This window comes from Emticicia sp. CRIBPO, from assembly GCF_009905725.1.
In the GTDB taxonomy this organism is placed as follows: domain Bacteria; phylum Bacteroidota; class Bacteroidia; order Cytophagales; family Spirosomataceae; genus Leadbetterella.
The window spans coordinates 80,514-106,963 of record NZ_JAAAKV010000011.1 but is presented as its reverse complement, the minus strand read 5'-3'; the positions used below and the strand labels follow the sequence as shown (position 1 = coordinate 106,963).

At 40.0% G+C, this 26,450-nt stretch carries 32 protein-coding genes and 1 pseudogene; 1 reads left to right on the top strand and 32 read right to left on the bottom strand.

What is annotated here, in order from left to right:
• Positions 1-24 precede the first annotated feature (24 nt).
• The 31 genes and pseudogenes from GVN16_RS21365 to GVN16_RS21215 form a co-directional block, all read right to left on the bottom strand.
• The gene (locus GVN16_RS21365) at positions 25-1,080 is read right to left on the bottom strand and encodes a serine hydrolase (protein WP_166565988.1); all 1,056 of its coding nucleotides are present in this window, start codon (positions 1,078-1,080) and stop codon (positions 25-27) included.
• A 288-nt stretch (positions 1,081-1,368) separates the two neighbouring features.
• A complete protein-coding gene (locus tag GVN16_RS21360; protein WP_166565987.1) occupies positions 1,369-2,349 on the bottom strand; it encodes a PAS domain S-box protein in 981 nt (326 codons plus the stop codon).
• Between the two features lie 371 nt (positions 2,350-2,720).
• The gene (locus GVN16_RS21355) at positions 2,721-3,116 is read right to left on the bottom strand and encodes a VOC family protein (RefSeq protein WP_166565986.1); all 396 of its coding nucleotides are present in this window, start codon (positions 3,114-3,116) and stop codon (positions 2,721-2,723) included.
• 101 nt (positions 3,117-3,217) lie between these two features.
• Positions 3,218-3,400, bottom strand: coding sequence for a hypothetical protein (locus GVN16_RS21350; protein ID WP_166565985.1), 183 nt, complete (start codon positions 3,398-3,400; stop codon positions 3,218-3,220).
• 115 nt (positions 3,401-3,515) lie between these two features.
• Positions 3,516-4,085 (bottom strand): Crp/Fnr family transcriptional regulator, encoded by a 570-nt coding sequence (locus GVN16_RS21345; protein WP_166565984.1) that lies wholly within the window; start codon positions 4,083-4,085, stop codon positions 3,516-3,518.
• A 4-nt stretch (positions 4,086-4,089) separates the two neighbouring features.
• The gene (locus GVN16_RS21340) at positions 4,090-4,902 is read right to left on the bottom strand and encodes an oxidoreductase (protein WP_166565983.1); all 813 of its coding nucleotides are present in this window, start codon (positions 4,900-4,902) and stop codon (positions 4,090-4,092) included.
• Positions 4,903-5,099: 197 nt separating this feature from the next.
• The gene (locus GVN16_RS21335; RefSeq protein WP_166565982.1) at positions 5,100-5,564 is read right to left on the bottom strand and encodes a nuclear transport factor 2 family protein; all 465 of its coding nucleotides are present in this window, start codon (positions 5,562-5,564) and stop codon (positions 5,100-5,102) included.
• A gap of 105 nt (positions 5,565-5,669) precedes the next feature.
• Entirely contained in the window at positions 5,670-6,701 is a 1,032-nt protein-coding gene (locus GVN16_RS21330; protein ID WP_166565981.1) for an AraC family transcriptional regulator, read from the bottom strand.
• Positions 6,702-6,760: 59 nt separating this feature from the next.
• Positions 6,761-6,952, bottom strand: coding sequence for a hypothetical protein (locus tag GVN16_RS21325; protein ID WP_166565980.1), 192 nt, complete (start codon positions 6,950-6,952; stop codon positions 6,761-6,763).
• A 251-nt stretch (positions 6,953-7,203) separates the two neighbouring features.
• Entirely contained in the window at positions 7,204-7,560 is a 357-nt protein-coding gene (locus GVN16_RS21320; protein ID WP_166565979.1) for an MmcQ/YjbR family DNA-binding protein, read from the bottom strand.
• A gap of 15 nt (positions 7,561-7,575) precedes the next feature.
• On the bottom strand, positions 7,576-7,923 hold the full coding sequence (locus tag GVN16_RS21315) for a nuclear transport factor 2 family protein (RefSeq protein ID WP_166565978.1): 348 nt from the start codon (positions 7,921-7,923) through the stop codon (positions 7,576-7,578).
• Positions 7,920-8,324, bottom strand: a complete 405-nt coding sequence (locus GVN16_RS21310; RefSeq protein ID WP_166565977.1) for a hypothetical protein — start codon at positions 8,322-8,324, stop codon at positions 7,920-7,922. The genes GVN16_RS21315 and GVN16_RS21310 overlap by 4 nt, the downstream gene beginning before the upstream one ends.
• A gap of 94 nt (positions 8,325-8,418) precedes the next feature.
• Complete coding sequence (locus tag GVN16_RS21305) at positions 8,419-9,051, bottom strand: Crp/Fnr family transcriptional regulator (protein ID WP_166565976.1); 633 nt, start codon at positions 9,049-9,051, stop codon at positions 8,419-8,421.
• A gap of 1 nt (position 9,052) precedes the next feature.
• Positions 9,053-9,694, bottom strand: coding sequence for a DNA alkylation repair protein (locus GVN16_RS21300; protein WP_166565975.1), 642 nt, complete (start codon positions 9,692-9,694; stop codon positions 9,053-9,055).
• A gap of 130 nt (positions 9,695-9,824) precedes the next feature.
• Positions 9,825-10,460 carry a hypothetical protein gene (locus tag GVN16_RS21295; protein WP_166565974.1) on the bottom strand — a complete coding sequence of 212 codons (636 nt, stop codon included), beginning with the start codon at positions 10,458-10,460 and terminating at the stop codon, positions 9,825-9,827.
• 129 nt (positions 10,461-10,589) lie between these two features.
• Positions 10,590-10,820 (bottom strand): annotated as a pseudogene (locus GVN16_RS21290) (ester cyclase); the annotation flags it as partial.
• Positions 10,821-10,881: 61 nt separating this feature from the next.
• Positions 10,882-11,931: a serine hydrolase gene (locus GVN16_RS21285; RefSeq protein ID WP_166565972.1), complete on the bottom strand. Its 1,050-nt coding sequence runs from the start codon at positions 11,929-11,931 to the stop codon at positions 10,882-10,884.
• 117 nt (positions 11,932-12,048) lie between these two features.
• A complete protein-coding gene (locus tag GVN16_RS21280) occupies positions 12,049-12,780 on the bottom strand; it encodes a hypothetical protein (RefSeq protein ID WP_166565971.1) in 732 nt (243 codons plus the stop codon).
• Between the two features lie 124 nt (positions 12,781-12,904).
• Complete coding sequence (locus GVN16_RS21275; protein WP_166565970.1) at positions 12,905-13,462, bottom strand: dihydrofolate reductase family protein; 558 nt, start codon at positions 13,460-13,462, stop codon at positions 12,905-12,907.
• A 185-nt stretch (positions 13,463-13,647) separates the two neighbouring features.
• Positions 13,648-15,114 carry a hypothetical protein gene (locus GVN16_RS21270; RefSeq protein WP_166565969.1) on the bottom strand — a complete coding sequence of 489 codons (1,467 nt, stop codon included), beginning with the start codon at positions 15,112-15,114 and terminating at the stop codon, positions 13,648-13,650.
• Positions 15,115-15,398: 284 nt separating this feature from the next.
• Complete coding sequence (locus GVN16_RS21265; protein ID WP_166565968.1) at positions 15,399-16,274, bottom strand: alpha/beta fold hydrolase; 876 nt, start codon at positions 16,272-16,274, stop codon at positions 15,399-15,401.
• 437 nt (positions 16,275-16,711) lie between these two features.
• The gene (locus tag GVN16_RS21260; RefSeq protein WP_166565967.1) at positions 16,712-17,476 is read right to left on the bottom strand and encodes a PIG-L deacetylase family protein; all 765 of its coding nucleotides are present in this window, start codon (positions 17,474-17,476) and stop codon (positions 16,712-16,714) included.
• A gap of 204 nt (positions 17,477-17,680) precedes the next feature.
• Complete coding sequence (locus tag GVN16_RS21255) at positions 17,681-18,076, bottom strand: VOC family protein (protein WP_166565966.1); 396 nt, start codon at positions 18,074-18,076, stop codon at positions 17,681-17,683.
• 47 nt (positions 18,077-18,123) lie between these two features.
• Positions 18,124-18,855 (bottom strand): YafY family protein, encoded by a 732-nt coding sequence (locus GVN16_RS21250; protein WP_166565965.1) that lies wholly within the window; start codon positions 18,853-18,855, stop codon positions 18,124-18,126.
• Positions 18,856-18,936: 81 nt separating this feature from the next.
• A complete protein-coding gene (locus tag GVN16_RS21245) occupies positions 18,937-19,461 on the bottom strand; it encodes a GNAT family N-acetyltransferase (protein ID WP_166565964.1) in 525 nt (174 codons plus the stop codon).
• 116 nt (positions 19,462-19,577) lie between these two features.
• Positions 19,578-20,282, bottom strand: a complete 705-nt coding sequence (locus GVN16_RS21240; RefSeq protein WP_166565963.1) for a hypothetical protein — start codon at positions 20,280-20,282, stop codon at positions 19,578-19,580.
• A gap of 243 nt (positions 20,283-20,525) precedes the next feature.
• Entirely contained in the window at positions 20,526-21,383 is an 858-nt protein-coding gene (locus tag GVN16_RS21235) for an alpha/beta hydrolase (RefSeq protein ID WP_166565962.1), read from the bottom strand.
• A 425-nt stretch (positions 21,384-21,808) separates the two neighbouring features.
• Complete coding sequence (locus GVN16_RS21230) at positions 21,809-22,282, bottom strand: macro domain-containing protein (RefSeq protein ID WP_166565961.1); 474 nt, start codon at positions 22,280-22,282, stop codon at positions 21,809-21,811.
• Positions 22,283-22,318: 36 nt separating this feature from the next.
• Complete coding sequence (locus GVN16_RS21225; RefSeq protein WP_166565960.1) at positions 22,319-22,771, bottom strand: hypothetical protein; 453 nt, start codon at positions 22,769-22,771, stop codon at positions 22,319-22,321.
• A 515-nt stretch (positions 22,772-23,286) separates the two neighbouring features.
• Positions 23,287-23,601 carry a nuclear transport factor 2 family protein gene (locus tag GVN16_RS21220; protein ID WP_166565959.1) on the bottom strand — a complete coding sequence of 105 codons (315 nt, stop codon included), beginning with the start codon at positions 23,599-23,601 and terminating at the stop codon, positions 23,287-23,289.
• 21 nt (positions 23,602-23,622) lie between these two features.
• Positions 23,623-24,417, bottom strand: coding sequence for an SDR family oxidoreductase (locus tag GVN16_RS21215; protein ID WP_166565958.1), 795 nt, complete (start codon positions 24,415-24,417; stop codon positions 23,623-23,625).
• A 125-nt stretch (positions 24,418-24,542) separates the two neighbouring features.
• On the opposite strand from GVN16_RS21215, the gene GVN16_RS21210 reads away from it, so the two are divergent.
• The gene (locus tag GVN16_RS21210) at positions 24,543-24,902 is read left to right on the top strand and encodes a helix-turn-helix domain-containing protein (protein WP_166565957.1); all 360 of its coding nucleotides are present in this window, start codon (positions 24,543-24,545) and stop codon (positions 24,900-24,902) included.
• A gap of 105 nt (positions 24,903-25,007) precedes the next feature.
• On the opposite strand, the gene GVN16_RS21205 is transcribed toward GVN16_RS21210, so the two are convergent.
• Positions 25,008-26,399, bottom strand: a complete 1,392-nt coding sequence (locus GVN16_RS21205; protein WP_205748938.1) for a serine hydrolase — start codon at positions 26,397-26,399, stop codon at positions 25,008-25,010.
• Between the last annotated feature and the right edge of the window lie 51 nt (positions 26,400-26,450).

Below are 26,450 nucleotides of genomic sequence, written 5' to 3'. Positions count from 1 at the left end.
TTATGTTTGCGGTCTGGGTCATTTTTACTTACCTGTCGTTTGTTTTTTAACGGCAGGGATAATATACTTCAAAAGCATTTCAAAAGGAAGCTTACCTCTCCAGTTGCCGTAATTGCTCCCCGTAAATACCGCAGTCAGCTTGTATTCGGGAATTATCATCATGTATTGTCCGCCATTTCCGGAAGCAAACAAGACCTCCGTGCTGATGTCTTTGTATTTCAGATTTTCTCTGTACCAGAAGAAGCCGTAACGGGCACTTTCATATTGTGCATTGGGGAGTCTGGAAAACCGGGTAAATGAAAAATCAATGGGGATATGACAATTTGCAGATGCTTTGATCCAATCCTTACTTACAATTTGTTTTCCATTCCATTGGCCTTCGTTACTCACCATCTCAATAATTTTGAGCATATCTGCAGGCTTCATGTAAAATGAACCTGCCGTCATTCCCTGGCCTTTAGGCGAAACCGTCCATTTATAATCAGTGATTCCCAAAGGTCCGAAAAGGTTTTCTTCTGCAAATTTCATGACGGTCATGCCACTGGCCCGTGCTATGATTTCTCCTATGAGCATGGGTTCGTTTGAGTTATACGACCAGTTTAGTCCGGGCTGCCTGATTAAATCGACCCCCAGGCAAAAGGCAACCCAATCTTCGGTTTTAGACATCTCGGTTTCGCATTCAGGGCCTATGTCATAATACTCTTCGCAGTTTAATCCCGACCGCATCTCCAGTAAATTCTGAACGCTGATTTTGCGTTTGGCTACGTCTTTAAGCTCCGGGAAAAACTTCCCAAGGTTGTCCTCAAGGGTCATCAGTTTTTTGTCGATGGCGATTCCTGCCAAAATACTCGTAACAGACTTGAAAGAGGAACGGGTGTCGTGCGGCGTATCTTTTTTGAATCCGTTGAAATATTCCTCTAATATGATCTTATCCTGTTGTTTAACAATGATGGCATCGATTTTAGGGTAGGTTTTATCGGCCACTTTATTTTTCAGGGCCTCTATAACTGAGTTATCTGTCAGCTGTGCCCGGCAAGTTGTAAAAAACAGGATAGACAAAGCAAAAAGTATGGTTTTCATGAATGGCAGGTAAGTAAAAACTAATGTAAATTTAAATAATATTTCACAAAATACGACAACACATGGTGTACAAAGGTTTTGCCCTTGTATTGATAAGCCGACGCTGGCGATTCAGGAGTTCAATATAAATCCTGAAGATAAAGTGGATGCCTGGACTTGAAAGTTATAGATTTGCCCGTCCGGAAAACAAAACATACCCAACATGGTGAAGGAGAAATTTCCCGTAAGCCGGATTGAAGGTTTATAAAAAGTAGTACATCTAAACCGGCCATTTGGAAACCATTGCCCTTAACCCGCGTCAGGTTTAGGTTTTCTGGTTTTGTCGACTATACTTTTTATTGCATTATCCAGTTCGTTTGAACTATCAAGGATGGCTTTATACAGGTAGTTTCTATCCTCTTCTTCAAAGTCATCATTAGTAAGTGAGTAGATGATTCCCATGATTCTGGCCAGAGGGGCTCTGATGATGTGTGACTGCTGCCAGGCAATATCTTTTAATTTTGTATTTTGTTCAGATATGAGGTTGTCTTTCCGCTTCGTATCTGTTATGTCCTTTGCAAAAACAGAAACACCTATTAACAGTTTGTTTTCGTCGTAAACAGGGTTAAATGTAGTCTGATACCATATCAGATCTTTTGTTACATTTTGATAAGGAATTTCAACTGAAGTACTTTCTCCATTGACAGCTCTCGAATAGTAGTCATAAAATAAATTGTCTTTATCCGGGATGAAATCTCTGATGTCTCGGCCTATCAGAGTCTCCTGGCTGGAGTCATGAGGTACAGTTCTTAATGCGATCTGATTTATGGCCATAATTTTATAATTCAAATCGAGTAAGATGATGGATTCATCGGTATTGTCCAGGATAGCCTTGAATTTTTTCGAAAGGTCTATGATCTCTAATTCGGCCTCTTTTTGTTTAGTGATATTATTTGCACTTAATGTTACCCCTAGTAATTCATTTTCATAATAAACGGGCTGCAGTTTATATTCAAACCAATAAGAGATGGCATCATTTTCAGTAAGATGCTGAACACAAAATGGTGTACCGTTTATTGCAGATTGGTAGGCTTCAAGATATAGTTTCCGGCTATCTTCAACTACAAAATCAGGATAGTAGAAATCCCCCTCTTTAATTTCCCGGTTGTGATATTGATACAATACCTCCCTGATAGTTTTATTGAATGCTAAAACTTCGTGGTTTTTACCGATGAGAACGATACTCTCAGGGCTATTATCCAATATTGCTTTGAAGTATATTTCTATCATTTATCCTGGTTTGAGTTTCCCTGTTTATCTAGCCTCATGTTTTGTAGTTTAAAACTACCAGAAGTATATTAATAATCGAAGTTAAAATAAATTCTTCAATAGACGAAAAAGATATTGCTTTTAATGTGCTGAGAATGAAAGATAAACCGGGCCATCGTTGCCTTATAAATAACCATGAAGAGCCTTTTATTTCGAAGACGGGAAGCAGAAATGTAAGCTTTACTCAGTTTGCAGCTTGAGCGTAAGCAGTCGAAGAAAACAAGCAGGTATGGAACAAGACAGGAGTTTTCAGGTCTGCCGTGATAAGACATGACATGGTGTGAATGAGATTTGTCAAAGCCTGAAGTTTTGAGAATGGTCTGACAGTACGCTTACATGTAAAATACATTGAACTTATGTCCGTCGGGGTCTGCAAAAACAAAGCCGTAATATCCTTCTCCGAATTCCTCCGGCTCTGAAATGAGTTTTCCGCCTGCTTTCTCAACTTCTTTTGCACAATTATCCACCTCGCTCTTGCTTTCAGCAGAAAGTGTGAAAATAATTTCGTTGGAGACTTTCGGGTCCGTTAGCTCGCCCTTCATAGCGGGTTGGAGTATGTCTTTCAGGAAAAAGTTGATGGCAAAATTGTCATCGCCCACTAAAAAACTTGTGAGCTCATTGGTGACGGAATGTTTGCCGTTAGGCTTAAAGCCTAATGCATTGTAAAATCGCGTTGTTCTGCCTAAGTCGCTGACGGCAAAATTTGCCCATATTCTTTTCGGATTCATGGCTTCATTTTTAGATAAATAACATAAAAACAGGGTATTTATTGGGTCTTTATTGAAGTATCATTTGGTTCAATAAAATTCCGGATTCCGGCCCGGTGTTATTATTTACTTTTAACGTTCTTTATCTGGACATAAACGATGCCTGCGAACGTAATTAAGTAAACCGCCACCAACCATGGTTTTTCAAATTTCAGGGTTTGAAAGTCGAATTGTTTGAATAATGCCACCCCTATAATGATGGCACAGATGAGTAAAGGAAACGATATTGATTTTTTGTTTTCCATGTTTGATGTTTTATTGACCAGCTCAAATTTAGCAATAATATTCATATGAGGAAAGTCACATATCCATACCTCAAACCCCTTAGGCAACGGTTGGGGGTGGAGTGTTTGCAAAAAATTAACGGATGTTCTTCCTGATTCTGCTTAATGACGACTGCGTGATACCCAGATACGAAGCCAGATGAGAAAGCGGAATCCGGTTGGCGAGTTTCGGAAATTTCTCAAAAAAAGAAAGGTAGCGTTCCTTTGCGTCTTCTGTCATCATCGGGCTGATGTTGTTGACTTTATCTGCCAGGCCTTTTGCCGTAATTTTCGAAACTATCTTATCCCATTCGATGATCGTCATAGACAGTTCCTTCATCGCACTTTTTGAAAGCACAAAGTATTTGCAATCGGTAACGGCCTGTATATACTCGGTGGAGGGTATTTCCTGGTTATACGAGTTTATATCTGCCAGAAACTTGTTTTCATCAATAAAATACTTGGTTATTTCATCGCCTTTGTTGTTGTAATAGCAAACTCTCATAATGCCCTCGGTCAGAAAAATAATCTCCCGGGGTATTTTTCCTGCTTCGTGGTAATATTCATCCTTCCTGATTTCTTTGACCACCACTTTGCTTTTGACTAAATCAATCTGCTGTTGATTCAGATGGCCGAATTGCAATAAATAGTTGATAAGTACTTCCATAGTTTTATTTCATCTGGCTCATCACCATTTTGTCAAACAGTTTATCTGAAAATAATTTTCGCATAAGCAGCATCGGCCTGGCCATCGTTCCGCCCACATAGCGTGTTTCAGGTTTTCCGGCTTCAATGCCCTTTCTGATCAGCTTTGCAATGACAACGGGTTCAACAGCATTCTTTTCCATTGCTGAATACATTTTTTCTATACTTTTTGCAAAATCCTTGTAGACGGTTTTTCCTGAAACCCTCATCATGTCAGCGGCTCCTATTGCCGTCATTTCTGATTTTGTTCCGCCCGGTTCGATAACAATAACGTCAATTCCGAATGGTTTTACTTCATTACGCAAGCAATCGCTCAAACCCTCTATCGCAAATTTACTTGCATGATACCAGGAACCCATGGGTAAACCGACTTTTCCTCCGACAGACGAAATGTTTACGATCTTGCCTGATTTGTTTTTACGCATCTGCGGTAAAACCAGCTGGATCAGACGGGCGGTGCCAAACAGGTTTACCTCGATCTGATTTCTGGCCTCCGACATCGGGACGTCTTCCAGGGCACCATAGGAGCCCAGACCTGCACAGTTGATCAGGATGTCAATTTTTCCTGCTTCACTGAAAACCTGGTTTACGCATGAAACAATACTTTCCTCTTTTGTGACATCCAAAGCGACCGGCCGGATACCGTGCACCTTTAGTTCCTCCATTTTTTCTGTTCTGCGGGCCGCCGCATAAACATGATAACCGTTTTGGGCCAGATAAATTGCCGTTGCTTTTCCGATCCCTGCTGAAGCCCCCGTTACTAAAACTGTCTTTGTCATTATCCTGATTTTTTGATGTTAATAATGAGGCAAAGATGCTTCAATAAAAAATGGAATCATTTGCCAAATGACAAAAAGCGATTTTAACAAGATAGCAGTAAACTCATATTTCAAAACAAGATCAGGCGGAGGTTTGCCCCGCCTGATCATACTGCCGAAATCCGATTACAAAAATAGCTTCTTTCTACAGGTTTGCATCATTCCTTTGGCTTTTGTGCGGGTACTTCGACCGTTTTGTGAGGAATCCTGGTGGAAGTTTTATCGACGATAAGCCAGCCCCGGTTGGTTTTCAGAAGATTGAAATAATCGGTGAATAACAGCTTTGAAGTACTGATCTCGACTTTTGCTACGGCTATGTCGTTGGAGATGTCAATAAACACGATACGGCCCGACCAGTTGGCGGGTCTCGTGTCCCGTTTTTTATAGCCTGTGAGGTATTGTGACTTAGTAATTACTTTAAATTCGTTATCTCTGAAAAACTTTAGTTGCCACGAATCATGAAAGGCTTGTCCTACCATCACCGAATCGCTGGTGGCCTGGCCGTCTATGTAACGGTATAACGTTTTCTGGATCTGGTTCCAGTCACTGGTGGTATCTGCTGCCTGGGCATTGGCATTGAGAAAGAAAAGACTGAAGCCGATGAATAAAAACACTGTTCTCATTTTTTAGTTTTTTTAATTGTTAAACAATGAGGGCAAATGTCTGAACAGTCCGCTTTTTGAAGGCTTTGGTTTATAAAACAGGAGTATGATTCTATAATCTGGAACTCATTTCGAGTGTATTTTCTGATATTCCGCGGGTGTTAGGCCGGTTGTCTTTTTAAATGCAGTAAAAAAAGTTGATTTTGAGGTAAAGCCACTGTCGTAGCCCAAACTTTCGATGGTATAGTTTTTCTGTGTTTCCAATAACTTCTTTGCTTTTTCAATTCTAAGCTCTTTAACGAGGTTTGAGAAAGATTTGCCTAGTATTTCATTGACATATTGTGACAGGAGATGCCTTGTGACTTTCAGTTCCTTCGCGGCCTCTTCAAGGCTGAAGTCCGGATTGAGAAACAGTTCTTTTTCAACCATTACGGATAGTTTCTGTTCAATTTTCTCCAGGGTCTCCTGATCGATTTCCTTGTTTTTGTATTTTTCTTTCTCCTGGAAAAAACTGATGTCATCGCCATTCCTGAAAATTACAAGCAAGGCCATCAGGAATAAAATGAATGTGAATGACAATGACCCGACAATGTAAGAGGTATAAGCTGCAAAAGCATAGGCTACCCATATGATAACCACCCCCAAATAGATGCTGCCGACCCAGATGTCTAATTTCTTTAAACTTTGTTTTTCTTTGAGTTTCCGGATGATAGGGCGGAGGTATTTTAAAGATAAAATAATGTAGATGGCCCATTGCAGATATATTGCTTTTACGACCCACCTGCTCCAGACAACACGATGATCAACATATGGATAAAAAACGCCTGCTATCGTCATAAGCAATAAATAGGGGATCACATGTATGATCCAGTTTGGTTTTTTGTCTTCTGTGGATGATTTCAGGTACAAAAAAAGAAAAGGGCCAATCAGGATACAGGCAGAAAGACCGGTCTGAATGAAAATATTGGATAAGCCGGGATTGAAATAGAAAAATACTGACTTGATGATCCTGATGCTTAAAACCAGCAGCAGCAGGGATAAAAAGTAGTTTGTAAAAATTTTCTTTCTGGCATTTATGGCAAAATACAGGGAAAGCAGGAAGCCGTTGAAAGCTCCCAGGGCACTGAAAAAAAACAATATTTCATTGGATGAGGACATTAAGTTTTTTGCAGATTATTCAGGTATTGTCCTGATCTTAATGGATTGAGCATGCATTTTCACTTTTCAGGTCTTTTTTTGTAGTCTTTAACCAGGAGATAAATGGAGGCTGCAAAGACAATGATGTAAAGAGCGGCTAAAGCAGGCTTCTCAAATGTCAGACTTTTAAAGTCAAATTGTTTGTAGATAGCCGAGCCCAGAATGATGGCGATAATTGCGAAAAAAAAGTTTATTCCTTTCTTCTGTTCCATATTTTTTCAATGTTTTGTTAGTTTATCAATTGACCTTACTGTTGTTGTCGCAAAAATAATATAAGTTATCACATTACCATGTCCTTTTGTTTATTCTAGCAGGAGCCATTCTTGCCTAACCTGGTAAAAACTCCTGCTGTTATACCGGGAGATACCCTTTTTCATGGTAAACCAGAAGCAGCATTGTATCCGTCCGGATGAATTATTCGCCGCATATTTGCGGTGAATAATTCATTTTTTCACCGCACACTCTATAAACCTGATTCTGCCCGCAATTTTTTCGTAAGTTTTGAGATCGCCAGATGGTAGGAATGGTCTATCCATTCAAAAAGAGTTTTGTCAGGAACTGAATGGTCCATGTGCACCAGATTCCAATGTCGTCCGCTGAAATATTTGTGCTTTGTGACAGCAGGATACGCGGCCCGGAGTTCGTCAATAGCTTCAGGCTTAGCCTGCAAACTGATGCTTTCAAAAGTGGTAATGTCTGTGGCTGTAAACATTTTGCCGGCCACCTTAAAAACCAACAGGTTGGGTAAACCGGGAAAGGGGAAACTTTCGGTAACCCCTTTTTTTGAAATACAATAATTTCTGTAGTTCTCTATGTCCATATCCTTTTATGTATTTCAAAAGAAACCGGTCATTTTTATGAGTTGTCCATTCCTGTACATGCCAAAACTTGCTCCCTGGCTTAAAGTGTTTCCGTGGCTGTCAACCATATTCCAGTGTGTGAGACTTTGGTCGTGGTGAACTTTGAAATCTGTGATTACAAATTTTGCCCCCGGCAGCCCTTTTTGAAATTCTTCCATGTAATCTGAAAGATTTTCTATCCCTGAAATGTCAACATCAGGGTCTTTGTAGTTACAATCAGGAGACAGCTGTTCGGATAAAATTTCTTTGCGGATGGTCTCGTCCGGTTCGCTCCAGGATGCACTGTAGGCTTCCCAGATTTCTAAATGTGAATGGTCTTTCATTTCGGTTCAGTATTATCAGTTGTTAAATCCATTGTCTTCAGGAAGTAAACAAATCCGATTGCCAGCAAAATATGGAGTATCAGATTTGGAATGATGCCTGATAGCTTTGTGATGACATCATTAGAGTATGCAAGCAATTCGATGACAAATAAACCGATCTGAATGATGATGTTTCCAGAAAGCAGTGCTTTCAAAGTTCCGGAAGGTTTGAGCTTTCTCACGGCGAAGTTGATGATCCCGAGGGTAAGCAGCAATAGTCCTGTCTCTCTCATCCAAACTGAGGTGGCAGCCAAAGGGGCAACTCCTTTACTCTCTAATAAGACGCCGGGAAACAGTAATGCGAAAGCTCCGACAGAAAGTGCAATGAAGGAAGCGATGGTCAGAAAAATTGGTCTGCTCATTCTTTTTTATCAATAGTGAGCCGCAAAGTTCAGCCGGGAATCAGCAAATACACTTGATATTTGTTAAGAAAGCAAGCCGTTTTATTGATGAATGTCAAGCCTTTAAATCCGCGATGTTTTTCCTGATCCTGCTTAAATGTTCGGGGGTAATGTTCAGATAAGAAGCGATGATCTTTAAAGGAACCCGCTGTATGAAACCGGGTTGGGAGTTAAGCAGGTTCAGATACCTTTCTTCTGCTTTGTTGCTGTTAAAATTCAGCTGTTCCCGGATAGAAATAGTATGCTGCCGCTCCACCATCATCCGCCCTAACCGTTCAAAAGATTTGTATCTGTCAAACATCTCGTACAAAGCAATCCTTGGAATGACAATGAGTTCGGTGGTTTCCAGGGCGACATAAGTCAACAAGCAGGGTTCCTGTTTTATGAAGCTGTAGTCGTCATAAAACACAGCGTTTTCAAAGTAGAGATTTGTGACAATTTCTTTGCCCTCTCTGTTGTGATAACCATAAATAAGACCTTTGGTTATAAAAACCAGGTGCTTGCAAATTTCATTTTCTCTCCACAACGTTTCATTTTTGAGCAGTTTCCGGGATGTAAAATATTGTTCAAAATGCTGCCACTCCGTTTCTGCGATTGGTGTTACACTTTGAAATAAGTTTTTTAAAGCATTGCTGTCCATTGTTTGAGTTGGTATGGTTTCGGAAATGCCCGCCGCTGCTCCCGGCATTTCATTTATTCAGTTTGGCCACTTGTATGGCGATATATTTCGGCAGATAATTAGGGGTACAGTTTTTTGCCACTATTTCATCTCTGTAAAGTCCTGTAGACTCGCCGAGGGCAATGCATCTGGCACGATATTCAGGTTGAAAAATGCCGATCTGGGCTGCCGTAAAGTTCATGGCCCATTGTACATCCGGTTCTTCTTTTTCTATCCGTGCTTCAATACGGGAGAGCAATTGTTCGCTGTTTGGAGGAGGTGTCTGACCCACCCAACGCAAACGCCCCTGGTAGTACCAGAAAATGCGTCTTTGAAGTGCTGACGGGCTATGCTCCCATGATTCCATCAGGCTGACTGTTTTCTTGTCTTTGGCGAGCTGGTTGGCCATCAGCCAGTCGATCAGCTGGTTTCTTTCATCGCGTTTGTGTCGGCTGATGTCTTCGTCCAGTTTATTGATCAATTCCTGTGTCAGCAGCTTTTTGTCCATAATCAGGATGGCCAGTTGCCGGGCCAGGTATTGCCCCGACGACCAAATTTCCATGGCTAGTTCATGGTCTTTTTTTATATCCTTTGCGATTTCCCGCAAATCGCCCAGTTTGGTGTTCTGGTCAATCTGACTAAGAATTTCTTTTGCATTTATGGAGATTTGCATAGATGTGTATTGGAGTTTGTAAGATTCAGGAAGTAAATGTATGAAATGGATCAATTACATTTTAAAGAATTGTAGTTGAATTTTGAATCTCGGTGGTGGTCAGGTTTAGCCCGCCTGACTGAAATCGATGTTAGCTTTTTGGGTGTTCAAGCGTATAAATTTTATCGGTTTCTAATTTTGACTTTAATTCATCTTTAATTTGGTAATTGCCGTCGTTTAATATAACAATGTCCATATTGTCCAAAGCAGATAAAACCTCCTCTGCAAATGGTTTAAGTTGCTGATGATAAAATTCAAGATTCTGCAAACTTTTATCGTATTCTTGTTTCCACCTGTCTTTGTAATTTACTTTCATGTAGGCTTCATCAATCCAATATATATAATTGAGGCCAAGATTAGCTAAGAATTTTAACTGGTATTTTCTTTTTTCTTTATCCTGGTAAATTCCGCAATAAGCGTGATACAATTTGTCAAGATAGAGGGGTAGATTTTGAGAATCATTGATGAGAGCTTTAAGAACTTGTCGAAGCTTCCACGTTTCGAACTGCCCCTCTTCAATTATTTCTTTCTTAATCAGGTTGGAAAGTCTGGTGATTACATTCTTGTCTTTGAAGTCATTTGAAATAAGTTCAAAGTAAATGTTTTCATCAAGTTGCTGCTCCAATTCAGTTGTGTTGTATATAAAATTCTCGAAGTCAGAAATAGATATGTCGCCATTTAAAAACTTGAAAAATTCTATTTTGTTACTTTCATTGACTATTGCCATATTTATAAGGTTTGGGGGGTTTCGTATTTCTGCAGAGGAGAAAAGTCATAATTCAAATTTAACAAAAAGTTTTATGATTGTAGGTGCCATCCGACTGTAATAAAGCTACGTCCTATGAACTTTCCAGTCCTACTTCTTCCCCGCCAACTGATTCCTCAAACTTACCTCATCCGGGAATCCCCATTGTTCAACAATTTTTCCGTTGGCTATTCGGTAAATGGAGGTTTCGTAGATTGTGATTTTGTTTCCTGTGGAGTCAACGCCGTTAAAATTCCCCTGATGAGTGCCCGTCGATTTATACCGGGTTACTACCTTGTCACCTTCGGCAATCATGTCGACAATTTCCTCTGTCCAGTCCGGGAAAGATTTTTTGTGATCGGGTTTGTTAAGATACCGGGCCGGAGTTTTGTTTCAAAACCTTTTATTTGTTTCTGAAATAATAATCGGCCAAAGCCCGCACAATGACCGCCGGGAAGGCCTCGTCCGTGTTCGTCATAATGATGATGCTCAGGTCGTCATCGACAAAACGGGTATAGTGAGAACGGAAACCGGTATTGGCACCGCCATGCTCAATGACCTTGTGTCCTTTGCGTTCGTCAATGATCCACCCAAATCCGTAATGGGCTTTTGAGGCGGCATCGGTCGTTGTTTTGATGAAAGGATGCCACAGCAAATCCCAGCTTTCTTTTCTGAGGATGCTGTTTTTCTCTCTCAGTACCTTGTCCCACAAAATCATGTCGGAGCTGGTAGAAAGAAATCCGCCGCTCGGTCGCACGGCAATCATCGCGTCAGCATTCAGGAGTACACCTTTTTTGTGCATGTAGCCACTGGCACGGTTAGGAATAACGGGGTAAAAGTCAGTCATGCTGCTGTTTTTCATGCCTGCAGGGACAAACAACTGTTCTTTGATATAATCCTGCCAGGGCTTGCCGCTTACCTGTGTGATGATTTCTGCCAGCATAAAATAGGCAAGATTGCAGTACTGGTATTTTTCACCGGTTTTGAAGTCAAGCGGCAGGGGGTACGCAGATTTGATGACCACCAGGTCAGGCTGAATAACAGAATTGTTATAGGCGGGGGCTTCTCTTTTCAGCCCGGAGGTATGCGACATCAGGTGTTTCACTTGGATCGGCCTCCATGTTTCGGGGGCGTCGGGGAAAAACTTGTGCACGGGATCTTCAATGTTCAGTTTTCCTTCTTCCTGTAGTTTCAGAATGGCGGTCGTAAAAAACTGTTTGCTGACAGAACCCAGCCGGATGACCGTCTCTGCTGTTACAGGCACATTAAGCTCCGCATTGGCCAGACCATAGCCTTTATTGACCACCGGCTGACCATTTTTGATTACCGCCAGCGAAAGCCCAACAATTTTTTGCTCCTTCATGATACGTTCCACAATCAGATCGGTGCTGTCAACCTGCCCGTAAGCAAGCACTGTGATGAAGAGGAGGAGGGTAGTTATTTTTGTTTTCATGCAATTGTTATTGAGGGTTAAATGGGTTTAAATTGTAATCTGAGGATCGTATGATGGAGTGTACTAAGGTTGAGTACTTCCATATATGGTGATCATTGACTTCAATTTAGTATCTTTCTAGTTAAGTTGAATTTTGTTTTTCATTAAATAGTTTTCAAAGTTGTCATATTCGTCTTGGGTTGAACAATAAACTGCCCAGTGTTTTGCAATCAACTCCCATTCCTTCAAAACATCTTCCCAAATATTCTTTTTATCGCACTGCTGCCAATAATGTCTAAAAACCATTATTTCCTTGTTTAAAACTTCCGGATAAACAAGAACACCTGTTGGAACTTCGTGTGTATAATAATTGATATCCCGGGCAATTTTATCCAGCAATAACGTAAGTGTCTTTTGATCGAAGTCAATTGCAAACGATTTTTCAAAAAAATGTCTCGCTTCGAAATATCCCGGTATACTTAAATCTATTAAGAATGCTCTTGTCGTTGTATAATCAGAATAGAAAAACTGCTCCATCTGGCCAATCCATTTAATATGCTCTGCACTGCCCCTTTTATATTGATCCTGAAGTATTGGTAAGATAATTTCTTTAAAAAGGGGATGTTGAATTCTGGTGTCTTTGTCAGATTCTTCTTTTTCGTTGCTGCATGTTATTTTCTTGTCACCATCCAGAGCCAAGCTACAAATATTGTCAACGATTATTTTAATATCCTTTTCGTTTTGTTGTTTTAATAAATCAATATAGTCCGCTAAGATCTTATTAGCCGCCTTTCTGTCTCCAGTCAATCTCACCTGATTGTACTTATTCCAAATAGCTGTCAGCTGACTATGTGCTTTTTCGTCGTTCATTTTAATGATTATTAAAAGCGGGAATAACGTATCTGGTTAGCCCCCGGGGACACAATTTTTTTTGTCTAATTTGAGAAATTTCAATCGTTTTTTATTGTCAATCTTGTCAGGCATGAAACCTGGGTTAACGGCTGTTCCCAGCCTCATAATAAAGAATAACAGCACCCCCGCCAAACGTCCTGGTATTGGTAAGTTTAAGCGTAATTTTCTCGCTGATGTCTTTAAACAAAGTCAAACCACTTCCTGCAATAACCGGGTGCACGCAAAGTTGGTATTCGTCTATCAAATTGAGCTTTGTTGATGCGACAATCAGGCTAGGACTGCACACAAAAATGTCTTTATCACCGTCAGATTGTTTAAGTGCCGATATTTCTTCCTCCAGGCCCTGGCTGGCTAATTCTGCACTTTGCCAATCCACATTTTTCAGGGTGCGGGAGAAAACAAGTTTGGGGGTGTTGTCGATCGCGGCGGCGAAGTCATCCATGGCTTTATCGCCGGTAGGATTTTCCAATACGGTCCGCCAGTATTCCATCAATTGATAAGTTATCCTGCCATATAACACGATGCCAGCACTTCTCAGCAAGTCGGCGTAATGCTGATGTACTTCTTCGTCGGGCACCCCCGAGGTATGGTCACAAAACCCGTCGAGCGTCATGTTGATGGCTGCGATTACTTTTTTCATGGTTTCGTTTTTAAGCTGTTTTGTAAGCTAGTCTTCTTTGATGTCTGATAACTTTTGTCGGTTTGGATCGAAATCATGGCATAATGGTCGGAATTATAGCTAAACCTCAATTGAAAGATTAAGATTGAGTTTTGTGTTGTACCTGATTCTTAAAGTGGCTGACATCAAATCGTTTAGAATGTATTTCAGCGTTTTTTGTACATCGTTAGCCTAACCAGGTTTTGATTATAAACCAATTCTATTATTTTATTTCCAGTTATCCATTCCTGAGTTTTACTTTTATCGTCTTGTTCGTAATAGTATGGTTTTCCAAATTTCCTCAAAAGATAGTTCGAAATCCAATCAAATTTTGATTTATATAATATATTGGATTTGTTTTGATTCTCGGAATCTGTATTTAAACCTTCAGCATTCTTAAAATTTGTCAGGTTTTTTCCCCATTCGAATTCAATAAGTTCGAGCGTTTTTTCTTTTGCTGTATAATAATACAATATATTTACACTCAGATTGGAATTTTCTATTTTTCTATAAATTTTTGGGGTTGGAATTTCTCTACCGTCTAATAAATGGTGAAATATGGTATCTTTCTGGGTAATGTTTGTGGCATTCTCCTTTTGCTCGATAGACTCAATTTCCTGTAGAGCGATGCTGTCAAAATTCCTGAAATAGTATTCAAAATATTTCTCGAACCATTTATTAATTCTGGTCTCGCCAAATACTGTTTCTTTATAAGAATTTTTAAAAGTTGTTATAGTGATGTCGTTTTTATCAACTTCTAAAATGCCATAATCTTTTTTGTCCGTTGCAAAAAACTGAAATGTTTGATAACTGTTATTTTGAATTTGATTTCTCCAATCGTAATGCCATTGAAATGGTTGGATGTCAAATTTGAAATTATAAACCGGAGTTAAATTTCTATTTTCGATTTTTCCGATTTTAGTAGAAATGCTGTCCTTATAAATATGAAATAGCCTATTATTTGAAATGAAAGAGGTCATAATCGGAAATCTGGGATTTAAATCATCGGGATTATCACCTTTATGATCGTAGATAATTTCAGCCCCTTTTAAGGAATGGTGATTAGGATTTCGAAAATCTTTTTTTTCGAGAACAACCTTTTTATAATCGTAAGGCAGTTTACTAAGTTCCATTTTTTGTGGATTGTCAATTTTTAGAATTTTGCTTCCGGAAGTTATGAAATAGGCATTTTCTAATCTGTTAATAATAGGGCTTGTAATCGAATACTCATATTGTTTACGTGTTTTTTTATCCTCAAACCAAATAGTACCGCCCCATTCTCCAAAATCTAAGGAATAAACATTGTAATTATTGTCTTCATAAAATAAGTCAATGCCTTTTTTAGTTTCTATCCACTTGTCTTTTTCTAAATAGAAAGTATTTTGATCGTAGTACTCGGTCGTGAAAATGGTGTCATTCCTCATGTATAAATCATAATAGAAAGTTTGCAATTTTTCTGGAACAACAATTCTTGACTCTATCTTTCCCTTTTCATCAAGAATATAAAAATGATGGGTTGGAACGGAGCTGTACCTGTCGTTATCTGTACTAAAAAAACAATACAACTTACCATTATGTTTTAACCAGGGCCCGGGTCTTCCCGGAATATTTATTTCGATATTTTCATATTTCACATCGAAATCTGTTTCTTGTAAGTGACAAGATAGTATGAATAAGAGTAAGATGCTGACCTGTAAAAAAGTTTTCATAAGTACAATGATAACTTATTAGTATGTGAAAGTCAATACATATAGAAAAGTATACATATGGGTTGTTTTTGTAAATTAATCGTATGATTATAAGTGTTTTAGTTAGTCACACCCCCGAGGTATGGTCACAAAACCCGTCGATGGTCATGTTAATGGCTGCGATTACTTTTTTCATGGGTTTTTTGCGGTCTCGTGGGCTTCTATGTTTGTTACTTTAAAAAATCATCCAGATACCCTGATATGGTTTTCGTTTGCATCATCACAGTTACGTGCCCCTGTGAAGGAACAATAGCTAGCCGCGATTTCGGCATCGGTTCTAAATCAGCAGCTACCCCGCCACCCAATAACTGATACGTTTTCATCAACTCTATTTTATCCACTCCGTCATTGTCGCCTGAGATGAGCAATACCGGCGACTTGATTTTTGCAATATTGGCGTCACCGCAGTCAAACGACTCTCCTGCAAAGACAATCATTTGCTGTAAGAACTCCCTCCATTTTGTTTTGTCGGGAGCTAAGGCATCGTAGGCTGTTTTCAGAGGTGTGTTATCAAAAAACTCAGGCTTAAAACCTTCCAGTCCGCGGTTTACGACGGGGAGCCAGCCGCTGCTTTTGTAAGTAGAAGAAATAATCACCAGTTTTCTTAACTGTTCAGGGTATTGTATGGCGAATTGGTATGCTATCGAACCGCCCATACTGTATTCTGCAACATCAGCACTATCCACTTTTAAATAATTCATGACGCCTTCCACATCACTTGCCAGGCTAACGATGTCCAATTTCCTGTCTGAATAGGGTGAGCGTCCATGCCCCTGAAATTCAATGGCAATTACTTTTCTCGTTTTCGATAGTTCGGGAATCAATTCCGCCCAATTCATGTCAATGTTGTAAAAAGCACCGTGCAGCAAAACGATGGGCATGCCCTTACCATACACTTCGTAATAAACTTTAATGCCATTGACTGGGGCGTAGCCACTTTCGGCGGGTTTAGTCTGTTGCCCGTCGGACGTCAATACCATAAAAAAAAGCATGGCCATTGCTAATGCCGGTTTGAGGATATTAAATCCTGTCAATACACTTTTCATTGAGTTACCTTTTTAAAGTGAATAATCATCTGTTTAATTCTTTCAATGTCATTATAAAACCTTCCCGTTCAAACTCGTCCGGACGGTCATTTTGTTCATTAAAATCAAATTTGAACCTGGTAAATGTGGCTATTTGTCTTTATCAGAAATATTTTTTCAGTGAGTAATATTTTCAAGAAGCTTTCAGGCAATTCCCAAATATCCGAAAGTTTTTCAAGGCACACAAATTACATATCTATCAATTTGTCAACAACTTACAGGTTTATATATTTGCAGATATACAAAATACGAGGTCTCAGTTTTGTATGTTGGCTGTGCCTAAGGGATAGTGCCGGGGAGTGCCTGGTGATGTGGAGCGGTGACTGGGACTTACTGCAGATAGCTTGACCTTTCAGCATTTTTGCATCGGGCTGGTGACAAAAGAACTCACCCACCTATCAAAAATCCTTCTGCAAACCTTTTTTAACTACAAATCTTCGGAAGTTAATCGTATTGCCCGGATCTTTTAGTTTATTTTCTGCCTCTTCTTTCAATTCTTCTGCGGTGTATTGGGTTACATAACACTTCAACGCTTCTATGGCCTGCTTTTCATCTTCGGCGGTATACTTAACTTTTACATTGACGTATCTTTCATCCATATAGCTTCCCGGATCTACTGATTCTGTACCTTTTTTCCACGCAAAATAATAAAGCGGGTATTTCTCCACCCAGCCTTCGGCAAGCAGCAATTCCGTGACCGCCCCGCCAACCACTATGTGTTCCGAATGATGCGTATCGCCGTCGGGTCCGGCCGTAATGATGATGTCGGGATTAATCGAAGGGATTCTCACCCTTAACGAATCCATGAATCGCTGATGTTCTTTAAAGTATCTCCCTGTCCCGATTTTTGTATCCAGTCTTTCAATACCCAGGAATACGGGAGGTTCTATCCCCAGCGTTTTACAGCCGCAAATTGACTCTTTCCTTCTCAGCATACCTAGCGAATCCCCGGCAGGAATTTTCGTAACTCTTGTACCGTCTTTTCCGTCTGTGGCAACGATGACAAAGACTTTATTTCCCAGCCTTGCATATTTATGCAGCACTTCACTGATGGCTGTTTCATCATCAGGATGTGCCCCGACAAACAGGATAGTTCTTTTCTGCTGTGCCTCACAAATGAAAGCCGCATGAAGCAGGAGGAGTAACAGTAGTTTATTGACCATGGTATAAACAGTTTATATTTCAGGTAATCTTTCAATGGGTGGTGCATAACGTTTTTTGTCTGGTGGTGTGGTTGTTTTGTCAGGCTGCAATGATCACTTGCAGTTTAAGGCTTTGGCAAAGTGGCGGAAATTGAGGCACGAAAGTCCAGTCGAAGAACTGCCATTAAATCAGGTACAGACCCCGCCACTTTGCCAGGCCTGTCTTTACGCGAATTTCTTTTTTGCTTCGTCACTTACCGGCGTGAAAAAGTTAATCAAATTCCCGTCCGGGTCACGAAATAGTAACGAACGATTGCCCCAGGGCATTGTAGTGGGCTTTTGAACCACTTCGCTGTTCAACGCCTTAATTCTCTCGTAATCATCATCTACGTTTTCGACCAGGAATTCTATGATGATACTTTTATTGGTCGCTGGTTGAGCAACACCTTCGCCGAAGAATGCCAATGTTCGTGTACTTCCGATGGCCAGAGTGAACGACCCGGATGTAAGCTCTGCAAAGTCGTCCGTTGCCCATTTAGCTGTTGTTCCTGTGGCATCCTCAAAAAACTGAACCAATCTCTTTATGTCCGCCGTGATCATTCTTACTGATACTAAATTCATCTTTCTTTATGTTTTTAAATTAATAATGGCATAAAAGTAGAATGGCATTATGACAACGGTATGTCAGGTATCCTGAAGTTTTTTTCTTTGGCGTCCAAAAAATCTTTTAGTGTGAGTTGGTGTGGTTCAAACGAAATTTCAAGGGCTTCTGTTTTTAAAATTCTATCCAGCCGGAACATACGGTAATCATTCCTTAACCGGCAAAAAGCAATGACCAGCCAACTCTCTTGTAAATTATAGTAGAAAGCAAACGGCTCTATGTGGCGTATCGTTTTCTCATCATTTTGTGCCGACTGATAGGTGATTTTCAAAACCTTAAAGTCTGTCAGAGCGTTTTGTATCAGGGTTAATGAATCACTCGTATTTCTGTTTGGGATGACAGGACTAACGGCAATTCTTTTGGAAAGTAATTCGGTTTTGTTTTTTGTTGAATTCAATAAAACTGCCTTTATTTTGCCGACAGCCTCCGTGTATTCTTTTATGAGAGAGCTGTCACTGTTTTTTAGTACCAGTTGCTCTATGGTTATTAACGCATTTGCTTCACTTTCGGTAAACATTACAGGCGGAATCCGATATCCTTCCATGAGTCTATATCCTTTTCTGTCTTCTGCAATGATCGGCACACCTGCTTGTTCCAATGCTTTGATATCTCTGTAAATGGTCCTGACACTTACCTCAAACTTTCTGGCAAGCGTTAACGAGGTCACAATTCTCTCTGTTTGCAGAATTGTCAGAATGGCTGTAAGCCGGGAAAGTCTTTTTATGTCGTTACTGTCCATTTTTTTACTTTAATATGACATAGCTTTTGTTGGCATCGGTCCAACCTGTACAAGACCCGGTAACTGAGTGTTATGACTTGTTCACGTTAAATCCAACTCCATAAACAACAAATAATCCTTAAATTCTGCCGGGATTTCCATTTCCGGATACGCCTCAATGTCACGAAACCCCAGACTTCTGTATAATGCGTGTGCTGCTTCCATAAACTTCGGACTGTCAAGCCGGACTTGCTGATAACCCACACGCTTTGCTTCCGCTAAAAGTGCTTCAAGAATGGCTCGTCCGGCTCCGATTCGCCTGGCAGCCGGGTCCACGAACATCCGTTTTATCTCGCCGATTTCGGGACTGATGCTTTTCAGACTTCCGAGTCCGCATACTTTACCTTCATAAACAGCCAGGATCAGTTGTCCATAGGGCGGCTGAAACTTACGGATCTGTCGGATGTCCTGTTCAACGGCCTCTTCCGGGTTATGCGGATGGACACCGTACAGTTCCTGCATTTTGTCGTTACCCCAAACCAGATAGTCCAGCCATAGTTTTTTAACGTCCTCCAGATCGTCAGGAATGATGACGGGTCTGGTAATTAGTTTTTCGGGTTTGTTCATGGTCTGGGTATTTTATTACGGATGAAAGGGGGCATTATTGAATTTGAGTGGAGACACCCATAGCTCAAACTGTTATAATTCTACTTAATTTTACTTGCATGTATATTTTGTACTTGTTAATCTTCCCATTCAGCTTTGTCAGGGTACATTCGTTCAAATTTAAAAGCATCAAAACTGTCGAACAAAATTGGGATAGGAAACGCAGTATTGTCTGCTATCTTACCACTAAATGTGAGATGAACCAAAGCGTAACATTTGTCAGAACCTTTATTGTTGTGGATTGAAAAAAGGACAGCATCTGTTTGTCCGTTTTTACAAATAGCGGAGCATTCATAGCCTGATAAAATATGTTTATCTGTCGACTTCTTGATGCCAAAAAATGAATTTGAAGCCCGTTTAATTTCTCTTTGTAATTCAGCGTCAAATAAAACTTTCTGTTCAATTGTAATTGTTTCCCACGGTTCCACAACAAAAGGTCTTGGTGGATCAATGTTGAAGAAGTCTTCGATAATGTGCCGAAAAAGTCCTGCTATGTCAATACGCTTTGTTTCGTAAGGCAATTCTTCTGTATCGTCAAAAGTGTAGCCACCTGTCGGATGTACAAAGTAGCCATTTTCAAGCTGAACATTAATATTCAGAGAAAGCCATTTTTTATAGTCTGGTTTGTTTGTAGTACCAAAATCCCATACAGATTTTTGAACGAATTTGTAATAATCTTCTGTCGGAACGAAGTCTCCAAATACGCATCCCATACTTTCGTCACCAACTTGCAGGTGTGCGTGTCCGATTAACGTTGTATTTGAATAAACTGATGCTGTCATGGTATTTTATGTGACGTTTTAGGCTTTTTTTAAATATGCTGTCCAACGTCTTCAGACGTACCGGACGGTGTACTTCGGTCTCAGACCGATATCCAGGTTGTGTTGGTCCAATTTATTAGATACCAAATATATTTTATTTGCTTACTTTTCCTGCAGCGGTCAGAGACCGCGTGTCGCCGACTGGGCGTCCCCTTCCACGTCTGAAGACGTTGGAAAGCCAGTGCAAATACGCTGATGCTTTTTCTATTCTTTAAAAATAAATCGCAGAGCATCTAAGTAAGCAACCACAGGTACTGTCATGTGCATTTCGTTTGGATAATGCTTATATAGGTAATTAAGCCCAACTACCTTTTTTTCTACAATTAATGAATCAAATTTCACTAAAGCTTTATGGAAAAAAGAATCACTGCCACCTTCATTTCCGTCACAATAAAAAAGTTTTTTGTTTAAGGTAGAACCACTTTTTAGTTTTTTTTCGGTCAATTTTAAAAGATACTCGTTGTCCCACCAAAAGGAAGGGCTTACTGCGATATAAGCGTCAAACATTTCGGGATGGGTCAACATACAATTAATAGATGAAATTCCCCCAAAGGAATGCCCGGCAAAAACTTTGTATGGTTGTGTTTTGTAATTACTATCAATAACGGGCATCAGTTCTTTTTTAAGGAATTCAAAGAAAACTTCGTTTCCCCCACTTGATTTATACCGGGCAGTTGTATCAGGTTTGCCCTCGTAATCAAGTATGCTCTGCGTTGGTGTAAGGTCTCTTACACGGTTTGTATTCGGGATGCCCACTACTATTATTTTAGGCATCACAGAAACATCCGGACGGCTAAGATAATCGACATATTGGGAAAGAAGCTCAAAATGATTTTCTCCGTCCATTAAGTATACTACCGGAAATCGTTTGTTTATATCCGCTGAGTCCGACTTAGGGCAATGTACATAAATCTTGCGGTTTTCGTTTAAGATTTTGGAGTGAATTGTCACAACCTCACTTGGCGGATATTTATAAGTTTCCGTTTTCTGCGATCGTGCCTGTAAAGCAACAAATAAAAACATAAAAATAAGCCATCGAAAGGAGTACGCAAGCAATTTCATTTTGAATGATTTAAAGGATTATGGCATTGGATTTTTGCATGACCGCTAATGGGAAGGGCTTGCTGCCGTGCTGGAATTTTTTAACGGTCAGCCCGGAACTGCGGCCATAGGATTACTAAAGTTGAAGTTAACAACAAAAAAACAAATTGAAAAACGTTGGCCGGGATCGCTGCTGATAGCGAACAAAAGATGAGAATTTATTCATCTGCACTATAGCAGCAACACCAAGGTTGTATGCCGTTTTATTCAGTTTTTGAAAATTCATTTTAGTTCAGTGTCTCTTTATTCATAGTTCTCGGGAATATTTTTGTCAGTAACTAAATTTTCGGATTTGAGTATTTGAATGTGGTCTTATTTGTCCTGAAATCAGGCCAGGGAGGCGGTCAGAGACCGCTTGAGGCCGACTGGGCGTGGCAGCCCTTTTGTTAGTCAAAGTCATAAACATAAGTTTCAATTTGGTTTTCTAAGAGTGATTTATTTATTAATAGCTCAATTTTGTCCCAAGTTCCGCCAGCAAGTCCACAACCAATTCTAGGCATATGAACAGTTGCTTTTTTTTCATCAGCAAAATGTGCAACCTTTTCAAGTCCTGACAAAATAGCTTCATAACGAATTGGAGCATTACCATTTTCGTCTTTGTTGATTTTGTGTTGTCCAACTAAATTAGCAACCCAAAGTTCTTCTTCGACTTGCACAAATTGAACTTGTCCAAGGCCGAAATTGTAATTTGTTTTAAACCATTGTCTATATTGTTGTTCAGGTTGTTTCCAACGTTTAGAAATCGCCATTACAAAACCCTTTCCCCAACCACCAATATCATTGCAAACGTGAACAATAATTTTGTTTCCTTTTGCCCGAGGATTTGTTGCGTCACCAATTATATAATTCACTTTTGCCATTGAAATTCAAAGTCGGTTTTAGTTATTACAAAGTTTTCAACGTTTAAATATTTCGAGCATTGTCAAATAATCCTGTTTATAAAAATTGAGTTCATTGAACTTGTCTAACCATTCTACTGTCGAGCCTACTTTTTCGGCGTCCCATTCTTTTGTCTTGTCAATACCCATTTTTTTCCATTGTATTAAGTTACCACAATTTCGAATTTCAGCAACTATTAATGTGCAAGAAAAGTCGTTGTCGTCCGGACACATAAGAATGGGGCAAATTGTGGTCTCGTTTTCTTCAGGCAAAATTCTTTTCCAAACAACTTCTTTTTCGTCTTCTCGTTCCATCCAATATACAAGTGTCGGAATAAGTCCTTTGTACATATTGTTTGGATAAAGTTCGTCAAGCTTTTCGTCTAACCAATATCCGTCAATTAGATAATTTATGAAGTCCCGATAATCTTCATAATCGCTTTTATCTTGTATGCCTTCTATCTTGTTCATAAAGTTGTTGTTTTTAAATGACGCATAACGTTTTGGGGCTTTGCGTTCGGGCGGGTTCGGATCCGACCGCCGCCGCGGCACAAAAGCTTCAATTTATTACTAAAATTCAATTACAGCATAAAGCTTCAAGTTTGCACTTCAACATGTTGTCCAACGTCTTCAGACGTACCGGACGGCGTACTTCGGTCTCCGACCGATATCGTTATCATCTTAAAGGAGACTATCCAAATTTCCTTTAACGAAGTTTTCTAACAGCGGTCAGAGACCGCGTGACACCGACTGGGCGTCCTCTTCCACCTCTGAAGACGTTGGAAAGCTGTTGGCCTTTTCAATACTATGTCACTTTCTTGTTTACCAAATTACCATTTTAAAAGCAAATAAAAAATGGTTTTGTGGAATCTAAATTTGACAGTTGAAATTTGAATTCGGAGAGACCGCGTGAGGAGAACGAAAGAAGCCAGCCGGTCAATGACCGCCTGGCTCCCCCCACGATGTATAATCTACCTGCAGCGATTTTATACGATTTTCAACGATCGGATTAATCCATCCGCAAATTCATAATGATATTTCATGATAATCGGACTTCCGGGAAAGCTTCCTGAAACTTCGGTGGTCAGTATATGTTCGGTATCTGAATATTCGAGAGGTTTCATGGTTGCCTGATACTCTTTATTCGCTTTGTCTATCCACTTTTCTATTTCTTTTCTTCCCGTGTGTGTTTTGCCTTCGTCGAAAACTACGGCTGTTTCGGAAAAACAATTGGCATAGGCTACGCTGTCAAAATTGTTTTGTGTTTTTACTAATTCTGCTACTACGTTTGGTAAGTTCATTGTATTTGAATGTTAAGATGATTAAATGGTCGGGACTGTCCCTCCGTCGATTACAAAATTTGTTCCTGTCAGATAACCGGCTCTTGGCGAAACCAGAAAGCCAACGAATTCGGCCACTTCTTCCGGTTGAGCGGGCCTGCCGTAAGGTATTCCGCCCAACGCATCCATGACACCTTGCTGAGCTTCTTCTAAGGTGCTGTTTGCATTTCTTGCGATCTCGCCCAGCCAGGCTTCCGATGCGGTTGTATTGATCCATCCCGGCGAAACAGTCAGCACACGAACACCTTTGGGGGTAACTTCATTTGACAAACTTTTACTGTAATTGATTAATGCGGCTTTTGCAGCAGCATAGGGTAAGGTAGAATCATACAGCGGTAATTTGCCCTGTATCGATGCAATGTGAATAATAACACCACTTTTTCGCCCGATCATTTGCGGTAAAAATCCCCTGTCTAAACGGACCGGGGCAAGCAAATTTGCCTGCAGGGTCGATTCCCAGTCTTCATCCGTTAACACAGCAAAACCACCCGCGGGCGTTACTGATGAGCCAAGGTTGTTGACCAGGATGTCTAACCTTCCATAAGCCCCCAGCACTTCACTGACCACCTTTTGAGCCTCTTCTGCCTTGCTTAAATCAGAGGGAATGAAATGCAGGTTGCTGTTCTCTTTTTCTGGTGTATTTCGTGCGGTAACGATAACCGTTGCACCGGCTTGTAACAACCTTTCTGCAATTGCTTTTCCGGTACCTTTTGTGCCGCCTGTTACCAGAGCAATTTTGCCCGATAATTCATTGTTGAAATTAAATTCCTGTTCCATTGATTGATTTATTTTGGGCAAAGTTGAGACATATGTTCGCTTCTCACAAGTACGGAATTACGATTCAGATAGGGATAAATTTATCCCCTATTGCACAATTTGGAACATAGGTTTACATTTGTTTTATGTATGAAAGAAAGACTTTACCGAACCTCAATTGTGGCCTGGATCTGATTGGGGAAGTGCTGTACGGCAAATGGAAAATCCGTTTGTTATGGTTTATCAGCCAGGGGCATCAACGCCCGAGTGAACTGCAACGGAAAATCCCCGATGCCACAAGGCGTGTACTGAATATTCAGCTGAACGAGTTGGAGGATCATGAACTGATCACCAAGAAAATCTACCCTGTCATGCCGCCAAAGGTGGAGTACAGTTTAACAGATTTTGGCAAGACCCTGATTCCGGTGATTTCCGCCCTGGGAACCTGGGGAGACAAAAATGAGGAGCATTTGCGGTCGGTTATTTTGAGGCGGCTGGAGGCTTAGGGTTTGTTTGATGGGTTGCGGGTTTTGACTGGCTGATAAAAATAAAAGGCCGCCTGTGACTTGTATGAAGGTATCACCTTCGCAGAGCGGATAATAAGTTATTTTTCACCTGTTATTTCCTCTATTTTTTTTCAACATTTTTTCTGCATTCCCGTTGGTTCCACCAAGACTGATTGCTTTTTTATAACTATCTGACGCTAAGTCGTATTGTTTATTCGTAAAATAAGCTTCTCCTAAACTATCGAATAGATTGGCATCGTTAGGAAACTCCTTTGTTGCCAATTTAAATACTTCTATGGACGCCTTATGTTTGCCACCTCTTAATAGTTCATATCCCAGTTTATTCAGTTCGCTTGGGTTTTCAAAGCTGTATTCTTTTCCGGAATTCTTTTTGAGTAAATAGTAGGTCTCAATGGCTTTATTTACATCGTTGAAAGCTTCTTTTCTTATCGTCTGATAAATGGATTTCTTAGGAATTTCGTATGCTTTACCCAGCATTAAGTTGTGAATACTGTGTCCTAAATCCCAAACTCTGTTCAGGTTATTAGACAATAGAATTATTGTGATATTGTTTTTAAAATCATTTAAGAAGATAGATTCGAACTTATAAGATACACCATTGTGCCTTTGTAATTCCTCTTTTTCAAAATATCTGCCAAGAGACCCGCCCTCGTCTTTTGCATAGGGATTATTCAGTAAAAGTTGAAATGATTCTTTAGAGATTAAACGGTTAGAATTCATAGCATCAATCCATTTGAAAAGGTCGTTGATATCTACCCAAAGCCAGCCGCTGATGAATTCCAGTTCCGGACATCTAACATTATCAAAATCATAACATGATGTCATGTTTTTATAACCAAACTTGGGATCAAACACTGAGTTTGTCATTTTCAAGGGTATAATGATATTTTTAGTGACAAATTCCTGGTACGAAACTCCGGAAATTTTTTCAATGATTCTTCTTTGCAGGAACACATTGCTGTTTTCGTACAAATAGTTCGTTCCAGGTTCAAAAAATAAGCTATCGTTGTTTCTTAAGATCGCCCAGGCATCTTCATCATTTTTCGGTTTCAGATATTCAATTTTAGGAATACCGCTGGCGTAATTAACAAGATGTCTTGTAGTCACTTTTTCTGACCATTTCGGAAGTCCCAGATTAAACGTAGAAATGGGATCGTCAAGGTTAAGAAGACCACGTTCTGTTAAAATCATGATGGCGACGGCATTGAATTCCTTTGAAATAGAGCCAATGTTGAATACCGACTTGTCATTTAATTTCGTTCCTCTCGTTTCTTCCGTAAAGCCAAATGATTTTTGGTAAATGACTTTACCTTTTTGAGCAACAAGTACGTTCCCATTGAATAAACCTCTTTCGAAGGATTTTGCCATTAAAGAATCAATTTGACTGATTTCCGGTTTTTGCTTTTTAACTTCTTGAGCAAAAAGGGTATTTGTAAACAGAATAGTTAATGTTAATACGAATAAGTGGTTCTTCATTGAAGTCATCATTTTAAAAACTTTCTGCAAAAATGTAGCAAAACACCTGGA